The following is a 17,414-nucleotide window of genomic DNA, read 5'->3' as shown; positions in this document are numbered from 1 at the left end:
CTTCGTTAATATTATGAAAGCAATTATGGTCGTGGGAACAACATCTCACGCAGGGAAATCTTTACTCGTGGCAGCTTTGTGTCGAATCTTTTCTCGGCGAGGCTGGCGGGTAACTCCGTTTAAAGGTCAGAATATGGCACTGAATTCCTATGTCACAGCCGCCGGCGGAGAGATTGGCTACGCTCAAGCAGTGCAAGCTTGGGCCGCGGGCGTCGCACCTTGGGTAGAAATGAATCCGATTTTGCTCAAGCCACAAGGAGACATGACTTCTCAATTAATTGTCAAGGGCCGGGCGATCGCCAATGTGCGAGCATCTCAATATTATGAACAGTATTTCGATATCGGCTGGCAAGCTATTCGGGACTCTTTAGAATTTCTAAAGCAAGAATTTGACATGATTGTGTGTGAGGGAGCCGGTAGCCCTGCTGAGATTAATCTCAAACACCGCGATTTAACAAATATGCGGGTAGCTAAATATTTAAAGGCTCGAACTTTGCTAGTAGTTGACATCGATCGCGGCGGTGCTTTTGCTCACATCATCGGTACTTTGGAATTGCTCGATCCAGACGAACGAGCTTTAATTAAAGGATTCATTATTAATAAGTTCCGAGGGCAAAAATCGATCTTAGATCCGGGCCTGACTTGGCTAGAAGAAAGGACGGGAATCCCGGTAGTTGGGGTGATTCCTTGGATAGACGAAGTGTTTCCCTCAGAAGATTCTCTCGATTTGCTCGATCGGCGTTCTCCCAATTCTCAAACCGACATAAATATTTCGGTCATCCGCCTGCCCCGAATTTCCAATTTTACCGACTTTGACCCCCTAGAGTCGGAAACTTCCGTCACCGTCAAATATGTCAGCCCAAAAGACAATTTAGGCCATCCAGACGCCGTGATTTTACCAGGCTCTAAAACTACAATTTCCGATTTGCAGGTGCTGCGCCAAACAGGTATGGCAAAAGCTATTCAAAATTATTTAGTAGCTGGCGGTACAGTCATGGGAGTTTGTGGCGGCTTTCAGATGCTGGGAGAAAGTATCACCGATAAAGAAGGCATTGAGGGAGAAAAGGGAGAATTTCCCGGATTGGGATTGCTACCTTTAAAAACTGCGATGGCACCGAACAAAATTGCGCGCCAACGAATCGTAACATCTAACTATCCTCAACCGGGTTTGCCAGTTTCCGGTTACGAAATTCATCAAGGAAAAACGCAAATCCTAGAGTCAGATTTGACTCAACCGCTATTTGACGATGCTAGTTTAGGCATTGTCAATACTTCTCAATCAATTTGGGGTACATACCTGCACGGCATCTTTGACAACGGAGCTTGGCGGCGAGCTTGGTTAAATCACTTGCGGCAGCAGCGGGGACTCCGCGCATTGCCTACAGGTATTCCTAATTACCGAGAACACCGCGAAACTCTGTTAGACTCTCTAGCAGATACAGTGGAAAAGCATTTAGATATAAAGCATATTTTAGGTTAATTAGTTAACTGTTGACTGTTGACTGTTGACTGTTGACTGTTGATTATTGTTTATTAGAGTTGAGGTTCAAATTCAATGACAAAAGTTTGTTTTTTACCTGATAACGTGACAGTTGAAGCTGAACCAGGAGAGCTTTTGCTAGATGTAGCCAAACGTGCAGGGGTTTCTATTCCTACCGGCTGTCTCATGGGTTCTTGTCACGCTTGCGAAGTAGAAATTGATGGCGGAGATACGATTTGTGCTTGTATTTCCGGCATCCCTTCGGGGAAAAAGCAAGTGACAATTAATCTGTATGTTGACCCGACTTGGTAATTTGTTAGTTGACGGTTGACTGTTGACGGTTGACTGTTGACGGTTGACTGTTGACGGTTGACTGTTGACGGTTGACGGTTGACGGTTGACGGTTGACGGTTGACGGTTGACGGTTGACGGTTGACTGTTGACTGTTAACTGTTGACTGACAACTGACAACTGACTAATTCTTTTGCCATTCTTGCTGTTTCTTGCGAGCAGATTGCAGCCATTTTTGGGATTCGGGATAAACAGTTGTGCCGGGTTTGACGGATTCTAATTGATTGATAATTTCTTGCAATTGGCCGAGGGCGTAAGCGGGATTTTGACGGGGAGAATTTACATTATTTTGCAAGGAAGCAAACAAGCTCTTAGCCTGGTTCAAAGCTTCCACTGACTCTCTCTCTGCTGTCAGTCGAATCTTTGTAGTACCTAAATTATTTTGATATTCAGCTAGTTTTGTTTGAGCGTCAAGATAGCCCGGATTATCAAATGTAATTTGGCTGAGTCTCTCAATGGCAGCTTGCCACAAATCTGCTATTTTTTGCCAAGTTTCTGCTGAATGAGGCGGTTTCTGGGATGCTACAGCCGCAGTTAATGCAAATTCTTTTGCTGCTTCGATTAAGTTGTCCGCACGCACCGATCCGGTGGCTACACCGCCCATTGCTTTAAAATCTCTCTCTGCTGCTTGGAGTTTCTGCTTAGCCGTTTCTCCCGCGAGGGTTTCGGCGGGAATTTGATTGAGTTGGTCGATCGCACTTTGCCAATTTACCGTCGCTTTTTGTCTATCTGCAGCGGTTTTGGCTTGCTGATACTCCTGTTTCGCGGCCTTTAGCGTTTGTTCGACTTGATTTAACTGAGTAAAAGCATTTTTTTGCTGGAAAATCTGAGCCTCCATCCGCCCCACATTTTTGCGGGCGGCTTCAAATTCATCGACTGTAAACCGCCAACTGCAGCGGAAAAAAGAGCAGTACCTCTGTGGGTAATAGCCGAGGAACCACACTGGTAAGGCGTCGAGGTGTTTTTGCGCTTGTTTTGCTTTAATTTCGCCCAAGTCAAAATCAGCGACAGCCGTCGCTTTATTCACCAGTTGATCGGATTGTTCCACAAGGGCGATCGCCTGCCGATAATTGTGATCCATACTCATAAAACTCGGCAGCAACAATATCGGCATTGTTTTGGCCACGGGCCAGCGAATCATCGGAAAAGGTAGGTTAATCAGCCAAATTATCCCCGCAGCACTTCCCAACAAACTCCCAGCAAAGATGATTTTACCGAACAATCCGGGCGGGCGGTTGGCTTTGACGGCAGCTTTGAGAGCTTGTTCGCTGAAGTTGGGAAATTCGTCTTTGAAGGTATCGCGGATTTCTTCTCTTGAGGCGAATGTGCCGTTTTGCAAGCGCAACTTCTCCAACCGCTTGATTACCATCCGTCGGTAGACATCACCGGCTAGACTATCAGCCGCCGCGCACTTGTCAACTTCGGCCCGCAAAATTTCAAAAGCTCGATCGGTAAGACGCGCCATAAAACTCACCTATTCCCTTTTAATTATTTTACAGGCTCCAGTCAAAATAATTGTTAAAATATATAAACTTTATATCAAATAATCCGAATTAAGTTCATGCCCACTGCTTTAATCACCGGTGCTTCTGGCGGAATTGGTGCAGCCTTTGCCGCCGAATTAGCCAAACGCCAGCACAATCTAATCTTGGTAGCTCGTTCCGAAGACAAATTGCAACAGCTAGCTGCTCAACTGCAACAGGAATTCAATATTTTGGTCGAAATTATCGTTCAAGATTTGACGGCACCAGGAGCCACAAATGCTGTATTTGACGCGGTTGTTAAAAAAGGTTGGACGGTTGATTTGTTGGTGAACAATGCGGGTTTTGGCGATTACGGTGCTTTTGCTGATCGCCCGCTTGCGAAACAACTAACCATGGTGCAACTAAATATTGTAGCATTAGTTGAACTATCGCACTTATTTTTGCAGGGAATGCGGCAGCGAAAATCAGGAAGTATTATCAATGTTGCCTCCATCGCAGCTTTTCAACCGATGCCGTACTTGTCGATGTATGCAGCGACTAAAGCCTTTGTTTTGAGTTTCAGCGAGGCACTTTGGGCGGAAAACAAAGATTTAGGAATTCGCGTTTTGTGCCTTTGTCCAGGGCCGACAGAATCGGACTTTTTCGCAGTAGCTGAATTTCCTCAATCAATGGCATCCAGCAGCGGGCAAAAACTCGTTCCCGCAGCGGAAGTAGTGCGAGATGCTTTGAAAGCTTTAGAAAAAAATGAGTCTAATGTTGTAACAGGGGGAATTCCCAATCAAATCATCGCCAATCTGCCTCGATTGATGCCGCGAGAACTGTTGGTGAAGTCGGTAGAAAAGGTGTTTCGGGCGAAAGAGGAATAGTCCGCCGGGGGTTGAAACCCCCGTCTCATAGCGAAAGTCCTCGCTCAAGAGGACTCAATAGCAAATTAAATAAACCATCGAGTATGTGTCACCATCATCGAGTATTGTTCACCATTCTTCAGTCGGTTTCAACCGACTTTAGCTATGAGACAGGGGTTTCAACCCCTGGCGGAATCGCGGAATCGCGGACAAACAAACGGCCCCGTGGACAAATAATCGCACCCACAAACAAATGAACCTCCCAAAATTTTACCAAAAGGTCGATCGCACATTCGGGCCACCAAAATCCCCGCCACCAAAATCCCCGACGCTACCCCACAAGTCCGCCGGGGGTTGAAACCCCCGTCTCATAGCGAAAGTCCTCGCTCAAGAGGACTCAAAAGCACATTAAATAAACCATCGAGTATTTGTCACCATAATCGATTATTTTTCACCATATTCTTCAGTCGGTTTCAACCGACTTTAGCTATTAGACAGGGGTTTCAACCCCTGGCGGACTCGCGGACAAACAAACGACCCCCAGGACAAACCATCGCACCCACAGATAGATGAAGGTTCTCCAATTTTGCCAAGCGTCCAGGACTACCACAGAAACCAAAGAAACCGGGTTTTTCGCAGTTTTTACGCGGTGTATCCATATTCTCGGAAAAACCCCGGTTTCTGGGCTATAAATTACAAATATCGAGTTAACTGGACTCGATAGCGTTCCTTCTTAGTAACAGCAACTTCCCCAATTTCCAATCTTCCCTTGCCCGTAACAGCAATTAAATCTCCAGACTTGACATTATAACTAGCTTGAGTAACGTCTTTCCAGTTAACTCGCACGTCGCCGCTGCCAATCAAATCGGCCATCTTGCTGCGAGACATTGCGAACCCAGCCGAGGCGACAGCATCCAATCTCATGGATGCTTCAACGGTTGTCATTTCTTTCTTTTTGGGTTCTCTAATTTTGAGTTCGCTCAACTCAATGCGCCGCGTTTGCACAGGAACCGATCGCACTTGCTGCAAACTCATCTCCAAATACTCTACCATCTCCGGCATGACAATCGCTTGCGCGCCGCGTTCACCCAAAACAATCACATCGCCAGTTTTCTCGCGGACAATTCCCGTACCCAACATCGCCCCCAAAAAGTCGCGGTGAGAAGCTGTATCGAACAAGAAATTGCCAGCGATTTCTACCGCAGCAACGTTAACGCTAGCAGAGTCGATCGGGATATCCGATCGCGCGATCGCAATTCTTTGTCTTTCAGCTTGCGGGTAGCCGCCCCAAGCCACTAATTCCACGTCTGTTAAGCGTTTAAATACCGTCAGAGTGTCCGCCAATTCTGGAGGCGACAGAAAATCAGTCAGAGTAATTTCCCAAGTTTTAATTGCTTGTTCCGCTTGGTCGATCGCCCGCGCCACACATTCGCGGTTTTCAATGCCTTTTAACAGTTCTTCTCTTGGTAACATCAGTCAATTTTAGATTCTAATTTGAAATTGCCAAAGCTTGCTGTAACTAAAAAGTCTACTTTTTTAACAGTCGCACTAATTTAATTATAGTCTAAAATCATCAAATAACCATCGTATGATTTTAGTTGCTGGTAAAGCTGATATGATGAGCACGATTATTGTACCAAATCTATGAAGTCTTCGAGTTAAAGTTTTTGCAAGAGATCGATCGAGTATGGCAGCAAAATTGTCCACCCAACTACTTATTCTTCTTCACCCGCAAATACAGTTCTTCCATCGCCTCAATAAACGAACCATCCTTGTGCCAAAACTGTGGAAAATCTCCCTGTTTCTTCACCACGATCGCACTTACCCCACTTTGCGCTGCCACCTCAATCGTCTGCGGCAACCGCTTCGCACCGTGCCAAAACTCTTTCAGGCTGACCGTTTGCGCCTCACTGGCGATCGCCCGCGTGTAATAGGAATCCACCGCCACAGGGGCCGCTGCATCCGCCGTCAACTCGGCAGAAAGCGCCAAACCCAAAGGCGTTTTTGCTAATTCGCGGTGCAGCACTTCCTTAGAAAGCCCCCGTAATTCAAACAGTAAAAATGGATCTTTGTCCAATTCGGCCGCCACCAAATAATAAACTCCGGCAATATGTTTGCAGGGATTGCTATAGTCTGGGCAAGAGCAAGTAGTCTTAAAGTCCTCGCGGCTGCTGGGTAAAAGGTGCAATCCGAGGGGTGAGAAAGCATTTTCAATGTTGTCGGGCATTTCGTTTATTAGCAGCCGAGAAATGAAGCTGGCTTTTGATGCCATTTGGGCGATCGCCACTTTCCACTTTGCCTGACTAATCGGCTCAAACTCAATTTGAGTTGTGTACAGAGGCTCCTTATAAACCCCAAAATAAGGATTAACCGAGCCTCTCACCTGTGCCATCACTAACCCATCATTCATGCCAAAGCTTTTTACCTTGCCGTTTCGTGCATAGGCACGTCCCCGCCCAAGTCGCCCAGAATCTGTAAATCTTTCTAACGCATCGATAAATTTATTGCCCCACCAAGTCCGAGTAAATTGTGACATAAGCTGTTCTGCATTTAAATTGTATATTTCGATGACAATCAAAAATCCTCTCCCTCTCTCCCCCTCTCTCCCTCTCCCTCTCTTATGTTGTTTCTCCTAATCTAGAACCGCATTTTTATTGAGCCTAATTAATTTCTTAAATGCCTCATTATCCAACTCAGTCAACCACGACTCATCCGCACCAATAATTGACCCTGCCAATTTCTTTTTGTCCTCAATCATTTGGTCAATTTTTTCTTCCAAAGTGCCAATCGCCACAAACTTATGCACAAACACATTTTTTTCCTGTCCGATCCGAAACGCCCGATCCGTCGCCTGATCTTCCACTGCCGGATTCCACCAGCGATCGAAATGGAACACGTGATTGGCTTTTGTCAGCGTAATTCCTACACCGCCGGCCTTCAGTGACAGAATAAATACCGACGGTTCAGACTCTGGATCTTGAAACTCTGAAATCATCCGTTCCCGTTTTTCGCGACTGGTTCCCCCGTGGATGTAGTAAGTGTTGTAATGTAGCGTTTGTTTAATGTATTTTTCCAAGGCGCTTCCCAGTTCTGTAAACTGCGTAAATACCAATAAACTTTCGCCCTCTGCTTTGACTTCCTCAATCATCTCGATCAGCCGTTCCAGTTTGTGCGATCGCTCTGGTGTAAACTCACTTTCATCTTGCAAAAACTGGCGCGGATGGTTACAAATTTGCTTCAGCTTCAGCAGTGTCGCCAAAATCATCCCCTTGCGCTTCATCCCTTCCGCCGCGTCAATTTCTTGTTCTACCTCTTTCACAATCGCTTCATAAAGCGAAGCTTGCTCGCGGGTGAGATTGCAGTAGAGTTTTTGCTCAACTTTGTCGGGGAGATCCTGAATAATCGACTTATCGGTTTTCAGACGGCGCAGGATAAAAGGTTCTACTAATTTTTTGAGCGCTGCTGATTGTGTGCGACTCCCATGTTTTTGAATCGGTAATTCAAACAACTTCCGAAACTGCGCCTCTTTACCCAAATATCCGGGATTGAGAAAATTAAAAATTGACCATAAATCCAACAATCGATTTTCCACGGGTGTTCCAGTCAATGCTAGTCGATGGGTAGCGGGTAACTTTAAAATCGCCTTTGTTTGCGCCGCTTTCGGATTTTTAATATTCTGGGCTTCATCAATTACCACGCGATGCCACGCTACGCTGCTCAACAGCTTCTCATCTTTTCGCACCAAGGTAAAGGAAGTGATCAACATATCACAATCTTGGACGGCGGCTTTGAATGCTTTGGCATCTTGCAAACGTTGAGGGCCGTGGTGAATCAGCGATCGCAATTCTGGAGCAAATTTTTCCATTTCCTTTTGCCAGTTACCAACTACGGATGTAGGCGCAATTAGCAGCGTGGGTAAAACCGAAGGTGCGATCGCTTTTTCTGTCTCTTTTTCTGTCTCTTTTGTAGTAGATAAAATTTTCCGCTCTTGCAATAATCGAGCAATTACCTGCGCCGATTTACCCAAACCCATATCATCGGCAAGACAGCCATTTAATCCCAAACTTTCCAAATAACTCAACCAAGAAACGCCGCGCTTTTGGTAATCCCGTAACTTGCCCTGAAAATTTGCTGGATCTGCAATTAACTCTAACCGACTCTTATCGTTCAGCTTCTCCAACATATCCGATAAAGCCCGATCGCGCTCAACCTCCAACTGTTCGCTCGCTTCTCCTTCTGCCGTCAACTTCATAAAGTCAATCAGGCTTAAATCGGGGTTTTCTTGGCGATGTTTTTTCCAAAACTCCAGCATCTCCTGCATCTTGTCTTTGTCCAGTTCCATCCATTGTCCTCGGAACTGCACCAGCGGTGTTTTGCTATTTACTAACGCCTGCCATTCTTGTTCGCTAACCCGTTCACCCCCGATCGCCAATTCATATTGATATTCCACCAAGGAATCCGCCGAAAACAATCCTTTGCCCTTGATTGCAGCGCTCTTGCTGCCCTTCCCTTTGACTTGCAGGCGAATCTTCGCCCGTTGTCGTCCCTTCGGCGTCCACCAAGCGGGGACAATCACTTTGTATCCAGCATCTTCTAATACCCAAGCGGACTCACTAAGAAAGGTGAAAGCATCATCTAAGCTGAGGGTAATGTTAACGGGTTTGTCGGTTTCTAGCCCTTGCCAAAGTTGGGGATAAATGCGGGCAGCGTAGCCGAGATTTGTCAGCAAATGTTGCTCAAAGTTGTCTCCGAATTGTGTTTGCAACTGTTTTTGTTGAGTCGATCGCGATCGCCAATAATCCTGCAACGGCATCCGCAGAGATGGGTCTTTTTTCGCAGCCACCTGAAACTCTAAAACCCAAGGCTGTTCGGGGTTTTCGGGGGATTGTAGTTGAAAGCAGAGGGAGAATGAGTCAGCAGATTGATTGCGCGTAATGCGATCGCGCCAGGTTTGCCATTGCCGGTATTGTTCAAGGCTTACTCGCGCGATTTTTCGTGTTTGGTTGAGGCAGATTTGGAGTAAAGAATCCGCAATCTTATTTTCAAACGATGCTGGGATGGGGGTTTGAGTGACAATTTCCGCGATCGCACACTCGGAAAAATGCCGCAGCAACCGTTCGCGATCGTAGAACTTTGGTGTATCTTGTAGCTGGATCTTCCGAAAACCGGACACACAAACTAAAGGCATCCATTCAACATAGCGTTGTAAATCAGTTTCGTACTGTGTTGAAACAATTTCCCATCCCGGATAAATCTCAAAGCTGGGTGCAATTTTGGGAGGTATTTTTGGAGTTTTTGCAGTTGTTTTGGTTTTTGTCTCGCCCGCTTTCTTACGCCCGCGCGTGGCTTTCTCAGCGGGTTCGGATGTTTCGATGGGTGCGAGCGCGATCGGAGCAGTTTCTCGATAGCGCAACGCCGGAATATAATGATCTTTCAGAACAATTTGCTTAAAATTTTGGGTGTAGTGATACCAAAATAGCAAGTCTGAACCAAACTGAACTTCTGCTAAATCGTAGAGGGCAAAAAAATGCAGATCGTTCAATACTTTAGTCAAAGTGTGGGTGGCGATGCACACACAATCAACTTGCCAATACTCCAACTCAAATGTTTCGGGTAATTCTGTCTCTAAATATCGCGCTAGTTCTAAAGATGGTAACGGCTGGTTGTCGGCAGTGGGCAGTAAAAAATACCGAGGGACGATCGCGTATTCTCGCCCCATCGCACTTGTATTGCTGACTGCTGACAGTTGAATCCCGGCTTCTTTCGTTAGAAACTCTCTTAACTGTGCCGTCTCCAATTGTCGGGGATGAACCTTAGCAGGCTGTTTTTTCTTTTGAGTGGTTTCAACCCACAGACAAAAAGTTCCACCTTGAACAAAACTCTCTTCTGCTTGAGGAATCCAAGTCCCGTGGAGGATTTTCATAGGTTATACCAAACGCAACCTTTGGCAGCCTATCATATCATCAATGAGTGGGAAAAGATAAGACGGCGGTTGAAAGCAGGTTTATACAAACCATGTCTGCTGGATGCCGAATAACGTAATTTTACCCCAGTTGTCCTCTTTAACCACCCTCTGCGGGTTTGGACTTGATAGATGCGGTTTCAACCGCCGAGTCTTCTTACAAATTTAGAAAATATCTGTTAAATCCAACACAAAACCGGGTAATACATCTTCGCCTGACAGAGTTGCAGGCGAGTCTAAAATTTCCACATCTGAACCTTGACGGGAGATTTCTACTTTTCTATTTTTGCGATCGAGCAACCATCCCAACCTCGCTCCATTTTTCACATACACTTTCATTTTAGCCCGCAATTTTTCTAGAGAGTCAGTTGTCGATCGCAATTCCACCACAAAATCGGGACAAATCGGCGCAAATTTCTTTTTTTCTTCAGCAGTTAAAGCATCCCACCTATCGCGCCGAATCCAAGCAGCATCGGGAGAAATATCTGTACCGTCGGGCAGTTTAAATCCAGTGGAAGAATCAAAAGCAATTCCCAAATGCTTATTTTGTCTGCTCCAAGATTGAAGTTGATACGATAAGTCAATGTTGAAATTACCAGTCTCGCTACCTGTAGGTGGCATAATAATTAATCCTCCACTAGCAGTCCGCTCAAATCTTAAATCCCGGTTGTCTATACACAACTGAAAAAACTGCTCGTCAGTTAATTCGAGCGTTAATTCTAGTGGAGAATGTAGGGGGATAGTTTGTAATTCCATAACTGCCTTCAAATATTACACGAGTTGAATGTCAACAGTCAACAGTCAACAGTCAACTGTTAACAAACAAATAACTAAGTCTCTGTATAACCTTGGATATTTTCCGGTTCAAACTGCTGCAAAATCTTCGCAGCTTTCCCAGTCAAATCATCAGTACCCTTAACCGCAATCAAAAATTTACCCGCATTCAAACGGTTGCGGTAGGGCAAAGCATCGCCGCTACCAAAAGCCATACCGCCCGCGCCTCCAACAAACACACTGCCCATTGCAGCGGCGATCGCACCGAGTACACCACCGATCGCGTGATCGCCAATTTCCCCCGCCCAGGCAAAAGTCTTCAACTCAGTAATCAAGCTGAAAGTAACCCCAGCAATAAAGCCAAAGGGAATCAGCCAAATAGCCATGAGTTTAGCTTGTTTCTTCGCTTGCTGGTTCGGGTCGATCAAGCCAAATTCATCAGCAGTTTTGTAGCCACGGCCCAAAATGCTCACTTGCTTCATAGGCAAGCCTTCTTTTTCCAGAGCACAGTAGGCAGCTTCGGCTTGCATTCGATCGGGCAGTACGGCGATAAGATAATTCATTGACAATAATTCCTGATAGTTAGGCTGGAATAGCCAAAGTCTATTATAGACCGAAAAGACATACTAGCTAAGCACTTGGGGGATTTTCAGACGGTCAGAGAGTCCGATCGCCCGCAAAGCTAAAATATTTCATGCAAAAAACGGCCGACCTTGACCGAATACAGATACAATTCAAACTGCACAAAGGCAAGCTTGAGCTGAGCTGTTAGATACTGCTCTAAGTGTAAGTCTCAACTTTGAGCTCGCCAACGCTCGGTCTATTTTTACTATTGCACTCAATTGCTTGCTATGCCTAAAGTTCTAGTATCCGATCCGATCTACCAAGCCGGAATTGACATCCTCTCCCAAGTCGCGCAAGTTGACGTAAACACAGGACTCTCAGCCGAAGAACTGGTACGAATTATTCCAGATTACGACGCTTTAATGATCCGTTCTGGTACCCAAGTTACCAAAGAAATCATCGAAGCTGGCAATCTACTCAAAATCATCGGCAGAGCCGGCGTCGGCGTAGATAATGTCGATGTACCCGCCGCTACCCGCAAAGGAATTGTAGTCGTCAATTCCCCCGAAGGCAACACGATCGCCGCCGCCGAACACGCGATCGCCATGATGCTCTCGATGTCCCGCCACATCCCGGAAGCTAACGAATCCGTCAAAGCGGGTAAATGGGAACGCAACCGCTTTCTCGGCGTAGAAGTTTACAAAAAAACCCTCGGCATCGTCGGTTTGGGCAAAATCGGCTCGCACCTCGCCGCCGCAGCCAAAGCAATGGGCATGAAACTGCTGGCTTACGATCCCTTCATTTCGACCGAAAGAGCCGACCAGTTGGGCTGCCGCTTGGTAGAACTCGAACTGCTGATGCGCGAATCTGACTACATCACCCTGCACATCCCCAAAACGCCGGAAACCCTGCACTTAATTAACGCTGAAGTGCTGTCGAAAATGAAGCCTACGGCCCGCATCATAAACTGCGCCAGAGGCGGCATCATCGACGAAGCAGCCCTCGCAGAAGCCATCAAAGAAGGCAAGATCGCCGGCGCAGCTTTGGACGTTTACGAACACGAGCCGCTGGAAGCTGATTCCCCGTTGCGGAGTGTCGGTCAAAACATCGTGCTGACGCCCCACTTGGGAGCATCCACAGCGGAAGCTCAGGTGAATGTGGCGATCGATGTGGCTGAACAAATCCGCGATGTACTGTTGGGGCTGCCCGCGCGATCGGCTGTTAACATACCAGGAATTTACCCAGACTCGATCGAAAAACTCAAACCCTACCTGCAACTCGCCGAAACCCTCGGCAACCTCGTCAGCCAGCTAGCCGGAGGCCGAGTCGATTACCTCAACGTTCAACTGCAAGGCGAATTGGCCAGCAACCAAAGCCAGCCCGTAGTCGTCGCCGCCCTCAAAGGCCTGCTCTCCCAAGCCCTGCGAGAGCGCGTTAACTACGTCAACGCCAGCATTGAAGCCAAAGAACGCGGAATTCGCGTCGTCGAAACCAGAGACGCCTCAATTCGCGACTACACCGGATCCCTGCACCTCTCGGCCAAGGGAACTCTCGGCGAACACACAGTGACAGGTGCAGTGCTCGGCGAAAGCGAAATTCGGATTACCAGCGTTGACGATTTCCCGGTCAACGTTTCCCCCACTCACCATATGCTGTTTACCCTGCACCGCGATATGCCGGGGATTATTGGCAAAATTGGTTCCCAATTGGGCAGTTTTAATGTCAATATTGCCAGTATGCAGGTAGGCCGTAAAATCGTGCGAGGCGATGCGGTGATGGTTTTGAGCCTCGATGACCCTCTACCAGAAGGGATACTGGCGGAGATCCTAAAAGTTCCGGGAATTCGGGATGCTTACACGGTAAATCTTTGACGGATTTTGGAGTTTAGATTTTGGATGCCAGGGCTGATAATTGGTAATGGGTAATTGGTCATTGGTAATTGGCCTGAAAGCGGGAATTTTTCTATTAGCCAATCCTCCTTCCTCACTCCCCACTTCCCAGTCTCCAGTTCCCCTGGGCCAATCTAAAATCTAAAATCTAAAATCTAAAATCGTTATGGCACATAGCTGGTGGGAAATTAGAATTCTTTGCGATCCGGCGCTGGAAGATATCATCTTTTGGCGTCTGGAACGGTTTAACTGTCGGGGAACTGCTACGGAGATCAAAAGCAATTCCTGCCTGATGTCGGCTTATTTGCCCGAAGAACAGGCAGGATTGCTGGATTTGGCCGCTCTGTCTCTGTGGCTGCGCCAAGATGCTCTGTGTGCAGGTTTGCCCCTACCTGCGATGCAGTGGGATTTGATTGAAGACGAAGACTGGGGCAGCACTTGGAAGGAGCACTGGCAGCCTCAAGAAGTGGGCGATCGCTTTTTAATTAATCCCGCTTGGCTGCCCCCACCGACTGATACCGATCGCATTATTTTGCGTTTAGATCCCGGTGTGGCTTTCGGTACTGGTGCTCACGCTACTACTCAACTGTGTCTGGAGTCGCTGGAAATGCGGCTCGGTTTTGATGACAGCAAGTGCGTAGTTGCCGATATCGGCTGCGGATCGGGTATTTTGTCGATCGGCGCGGTGTTGTTGGGCGCTACAAAAGTTTATGCTTTGGATACTGATCCTTTGGCTGTGCGATCGACCATTAGCAACAGACTACTCAACCGCGTTAATTCTCAGCAGTTGGTTGCAGAGCTCGGAAGTATCGATCGCCTGAAAGAAATGGTCGATGAGCCGATCGACGGTTTGATATGCAACATTTTAGCAGAAGTAATCATTGATTTAATTCCGCAATTCACTGCAATTAGCAAACCGACTACTTGGGCCGTGCTCAGCGGCATTTTGCTAGAACAAGCTAAGCCAATTGCTGACACTCTCGAACAGCATGGCTGGATTGTCGCTACTCTGTGGAAGCGCCAAGATTGGTGTTGTTTTAATATTCGGCGTAGTTAACAATATGGTAATTGCTAATTCCTAATTGCTAATTGGTAATTTTGAATTCATGTTTCATCTTTGGGAAGTGAATTTATTTAAATAAATGTCGCACCTGAAAATAAACCGCGCCAGCCCAGTAAAAACCATTCACCAAAATCAACAACGTTTTTCCAACATAAGAATTAACAAAACCCAAAACGCGGTAAGTTGACAGCAGCACTAACAACATTTCCACCACAGAAACAATTGACCCGTAGTGCTTCCTATCCCAATAAGAAAACGGACTGATAAAACGGTAATTGCTGAACGGAAAAAAGTGCCTGTGAGCGTCGTCATTGTGGACGGGCAAATCCCCCAGAGAGTGTAGTATCATACTGATAAACAAAATTTGCACACTTTGCCAGCCAAAGTAATAAGCAATTAGCAAACCAATAACCGCAAGGGGAATTGAATGAAACAGAGCCACAATATCTTGCACAAAAGGCTCATAATATGCTTTTGACCAAATTGTAGCTGCGGGCAAGCGAGCAATGTATTTCGCCCAAACGTAAAATAAAAATATCGGAATATCCGGCAAAATTCCGCCGATCGCAATAATGAGATTAGCTTGCGGCAGTTGCGGTTTGCCAAGAATTGCCAGATTGATAATAGCGTGGCTGGGAGTCTTCATCAGTAGGGAGCGTCAACTAGGATTATCTTATTCATAATGAATCAGATATTAGACATCTCCCATAATTGTTGTGGAACAGGCATCCTGCCTGTTCTTGAATATCATTTTGGGAAATGTCTATTGGCTGACGCACCCTACGTGTGAGATAATTGGCTCCGGTTACAAGAAAGGTTGCACTCGATCAATCAACTGCGCCGCTTGCACCACTCCCTCAATGCGATCGACCTCAGCGCCATTTTTGAACAACACCAAAGTCGGCAAAGCATAAATGTGATGCTGCGACGCCAACTGTTCGTACTTATCGGTGTCAATTTTGACAACCATCAGCTTGTCTTTCATCTGACCACTCACTTGTTCCAAAATCGGTGCCATCATCTGACAAGGCCCGCACCAAGTAGCGTAAAAATCTACCAACACCGGCAAGTCAGAGCCCGATAGTAACTCTTCAAAACTGCTGAACTGTTTTTGAACTGCCATAAGACAAAATAATTTTTTGGGTTCTGGCTCGATTTTAGTGCAAAATTCTCTGGTAGATTGCGAGGATACAATTATGGAACTATTACCAGAGACTTTTCAGAGATTGCGGGGTCAAGTTGCTGTCGTGACCGGTGCGTCGCGGGGAATCGGTCGCGCCGTTGCTTTAACCCTAGCAGCAGAAGGCGCTAAAGTCGCCGTCAACTATGCCAGTTCGAGTGCTGCTGCTGATGAGGTGGTAGCAGAAATAGTCGCTGCTGGAGGAGAAGCTGTCGCACTTGCAGCAGATGTCTCGAAAACTGACCAAGTAGATTTACTCACCAGTAATGTCATGCAAAAATGGGGACGAATTGACATTTTGGTGAACAATGCCGGCATTACTCGCGATACTTTGCTGCTGCGGATGAAGTTGGAAGATTGGCAAGCGGTAATTGATTTGAATTTAACTGGCGTGTTTTTGTGTGCGAAAGCTGCCAGTAAAATCATGCTGAAACAGCGAAGCGGCCGAATTATTAATATTGCTTCGGTTGCTGGGCAAATGGGCAATCCGGGACAAGCTAATTACAGTGCGGCGAAAGCTGGGGTAATTGGGTTTACTAAAACTGTGGCGAAGGAGTTGGCGAGTCGCGGGATTACTGTGAATGCGGTTGCACCGGGTTTTATCACTACAGATATGACTAAGGATGTCAAGTCTGATGAGATTTTGAAGTATATTCCGCTGGGGAGATATGGGGAAGTTGAGGAAGTTGCGGGGATGGTGAAGTTTTTGGCGGCAGATGCGGCGGCGGCTTATATAACCGGGCAGGTTTTTAATGTGGATGGGGGGATGGTGATGGCTTAGATTTGGGGATTTTTTTAACCGCAGATATCGCACAGGTAAGATGCCCAGATATCGCACAGGCAAGATGCCTGTGCCACGATGAAGGCGGATATCTGCGGTTAATAATTACTTTAAGGCGGCACGCAACTGACTGAGGACTTTTTTGTATTTGGCAATGCGTTGAAAATCTGCCTCTGTCGGATGGGCGATGCGACGCAGATCGAGATTATGAGTAACATCAACGATTTTGACTTGCAGTGCGATCGGGTTGGCAATCACACGTTCTAAATAAGCTGCATAAGGTTCTCCTTCTATTTTGGTAATCGCCTCGATCGCCGAGACTAGAACTTCAGGAAAACCTTCGCTTCTAAGTTGCTCCAGTGTCAGTTCAGAATCTTCGACCGCATCGTGTAGAACCGCTACGATTTTTTGCTCTAGAGAATTTACATTGTCCATCACAAATAGCGAATGAGCGATATAGAGATTGCCTGCCTTATCAACCTGCCCCTCATGAGCTTTTGCGGCGATCGCGATCGCCCGCTGTAGTAATGATTCGTAATCTGAATTCGTATTTGACAACATCGTCAAAGAAGTTCTCTATTAAAGTTTCATTCCCCTCGCGGGGAAAACGTAGTGTAGGAGTTTTTATTTTAAATATTCCTGCAACAATTTCCAAGCCCTTTGAGTACCTTCCCCTGCGTTGACTTTTTCAAAATCTACATCTTTTCTCAAAACTACCAAACCCACACCTTCTTTGATTTCTATTTTATCACTCTCGCTCACTCTCGCCAAAAAAAGATGGTTTTTTTTGTAAAATTTTTCTCTCATCTTGAGTCTTTTGGTGAGTAAAAGTTGTGCTCAACTCCATTTTGTAATAATTGGTTGTGAGGCAAGTTTCTTCCTCCATTTCTCGCAGGGCTGCCTGCTGTGGACTTTCTCCAATGTCCACGCCACCACCAAAAGTAGAAAGCCTTCCTTGACTGGCCATAGCTGGTAAAAGTATAGTCATTTATAGGCATGGGAGGCTTCAAGTCCCTCCCCCTTCACTTTTACTTTCAGCGG

General features: G+C 46.4%; 17 protein-coding genes. 6 read left to right on the top strand and 11 right to left on the bottom strand.

The window, feature by feature from the left end; all coding sequences use genetic code 11:
- The first annotated feature begins 13 nt into the window (after nt 1-13).
- Together cobQ and QUB24_RS20760 are read left to right on the top strand one after the other, a co-directional pair.
- Nucleotides 14-1,480: a cobyric acid synthase CobQ gene (gene cobQ, locus QUB24_RS20765; protein ID WP_333155109.1), complete on the top strand. Its 1,467-nt coding sequence runs from the start codon at nt 14-16 to the stop codon at nt 1,478-1,480.
- 75 nt (nt 1,481-1,555) lie between these two features.
- Complete coding sequence (locus tag QUB24_RS20760; protein WP_006634188.1) at nt 1,556-1,792, top strand: 2Fe-2S iron-sulfur cluster-binding protein; 237 nt, start codon at nt 1,556-1,558, stop codon at nt 1,790-1,792.
- A gap of 163 nt (nt 1,793-1,955) precedes the next feature.
- On the opposite strand, the gene QUB24_RS20755 is transcribed toward QUB24_RS20760, so the two are convergent.
- Nucleotides 1,956-3,296 (bottom strand): hypothetical protein, encoded by a 1,341-nt coding sequence (locus QUB24_RS20755; protein WP_333155108.1) that lies wholly within the window; start codon nt 3,294-3,296, stop codon nt 1,956-1,958.
- Nucleotides 3,297-3,392: 96 nt separating this feature from the next.
- Between QUB24_RS20755 and QUB24_RS20750 the strand changes: the two genes are divergently transcribed.
- Nucleotides 3,393-4,181 (top strand): SDR family oxidoreductase, encoded by a 789-nt coding sequence (locus tag QUB24_RS20750; protein WP_333155107.1) that lies wholly within the window; start codon nt 3,393-3,395, stop codon nt 4,179-4,181.
- 672 nt (nt 4,182-4,853) lie between these two features.
- On the opposite strand, the gene QUB24_RS20745 is transcribed toward QUB24_RS20750, so the two are convergent.
- The 5 genes from QUB24_RS20745 to QUB24_RS20725 all read right to left on the bottom strand — a co-directional run bounded on the left by QUB24_RS20745 (nt 4,854) and on the right by QUB24_RS20725 (nt 11,459).
- On the bottom strand, nt 4,854-5,633 hold the full coding sequence (locus QUB24_RS20745) for a photosystem II S4 domain protein (protein WP_333155105.1): 780 nt from the start codon (nt 5,631-5,633) through the stop codon (nt 4,854-4,856).
- Between the two features lie 238 nt (nt 5,634-5,871).
- Nucleotides 5,872-6,696 (bottom strand): SWIM zinc finger family protein, encoded by an 825-nt coding sequence (locus QUB24_RS20740; protein WP_333155104.1) that lies wholly within the window; start codon nt 6,694-6,696, stop codon nt 5,872-5,874.
- A gap of 96 nt (nt 6,697-6,792) precedes the next feature.
- Nucleotides 6,793-10,083: a DEAD/DEAH box helicase gene (locus tag QUB24_RS20735; protein ID WP_333155103.1), complete on the bottom strand. Its 3,291-nt coding sequence runs from the start codon at nt 10,081-10,083 to the stop codon at nt 6,793-6,795.
- A gap of 204 nt (nt 10,084-10,287) precedes the next feature.
- The gene (locus tag QUB24_RS20730; RefSeq protein ID WP_333092042.1) at nt 10,288-10,878 is read right to left on the bottom strand and encodes a Uma2 family endonuclease; all 591 of its coding nucleotides are present in this window, start codon (nt 10,876-10,878) and stop codon (nt 10,288-10,290) included.
- Nucleotides 10,879-10,952: 74 nt separating this feature from the next.
- Entirely contained in the window at nt 10,953-11,459 is a 507-nt protein-coding gene (locus QUB24_RS20725; protein ID WP_333155102.1) for a hypothetical protein, read from the bottom strand.
- 288 nt (nt 11,460-11,747) lie between these two features.
- Between QUB24_RS20725 and serA the strand changes: the two genes are divergently transcribed.
- Nucleotides 11,748-13,331, top strand: coding sequence for a phosphoglycerate dehydrogenase (serA, locus tag QUB24_RS20720; protein ID WP_333155101.1), 1,584 nt, complete (start codon nt 11,748-11,750; stop codon nt 13,329-13,331).
- A 184-nt stretch (nt 13,332-13,515) separates the two neighbouring features.
- Nucleotides 13,516-14,406, top strand: coding sequence for a 50S ribosomal protein L11 methyltransferase (gene prmA, locus QUB24_RS20715; protein WP_333155100.1), 891 nt, complete (start codon nt 13,516-13,518; stop codon nt 14,404-14,406).
- 73 nt (nt 14,407-14,479) lie between these two features.
- On the opposite strand, the gene QUB24_RS20710 is transcribed toward prmA, so the two are convergent.
- Both QUB24_RS20710 and trxA read right to left on the bottom strand, forming a co-directional pair.
- On the bottom strand, nt 14,480-15,058 hold the full coding sequence (locus QUB24_RS20710) for a hypothetical protein (RefSeq protein WP_333155099.1): 579 nt from the start codon (nt 15,056-15,058) through the stop codon (nt 14,480-14,482).
- Nucleotides 15,059-15,217: 159 nt separating this feature from the next.
- Entirely contained in the window at nt 15,218-15,535 is a 318-nt protein-coding gene (gene trxA, locus QUB24_RS20705) for a thioredoxin (RefSeq protein ID WP_333155098.1), read from the bottom strand.
- Nucleotides 15,536-15,608: 73 nt separating this feature from the next.
- Here trxA and fabG point away from each other — a divergent pair, with 73 nt between their 5' ends.
- Nucleotides 15,609-16,373 carry a 3-oxoacyl-[acyl-carrier-protein] reductase gene (gene fabG, locus QUB24_RS20700; protein ID WP_333155097.1) on the top strand — a complete coding sequence of 255 codons (765 nt, stop codon included), beginning with the start codon at nt 15,609-15,611 and terminating at the stop codon, nt 16,371-16,373.
- Between the two features lie 105 nt (nt 16,374-16,478).
- On the opposite strand, the gene QUB24_RS20695 is transcribed toward fabG, so the two are convergent.
- From QUB24_RS20695 to QUB24_RS20685, 3 genes are all read right to left on the bottom strand, one after another.
- A complete protein-coding gene (locus QUB24_RS20695; protein WP_333155157.1) occupies nt 16,479-16,934 on the bottom strand; it encodes a GTP pyrophosphokinase in 456 nt (151 codons plus the stop codon).
- Nucleotides 16,935-16,997: 63 nt separating this feature from the next.
- Nucleotides 16,998-17,135, bottom strand: a complete 138-nt coding sequence (locus tag QUB24_RS20690) for a hypothetical protein (protein WP_333155096.1) — start codon at nt 17,133-17,135, stop codon at nt 16,998-17,000.
- Nucleotides 17,122-17,361, bottom strand: a complete 240-nt coding sequence (locus QUB24_RS20685) for an NUDIX hydrolase (protein ID WP_333155095.1) — start codon at nt 17,359-17,361, stop codon at nt 17,122-17,124. The genes QUB24_RS20690 and QUB24_RS20685 overlap by 14 nt, the downstream gene beginning before the upstream one ends.
- Nucleotides 17,362-17,414: the final 53 nt, after the last annotated feature.

Origin of the sequence: Microcoleus sp. B9-D4 (genome assembly GCF_036705105.1) — a bacterium.
Taxonomy (GTDB): Bacteria; Cyanobacteriota; Cyanobacteriia; order Cyanobacteriales; family Microcoleaceae; genus Microcoleus.
Note: the sequence above shows the minus strand (reverse complement) of the source record. Positions and strands in the feature narration are given on the sequence as shown.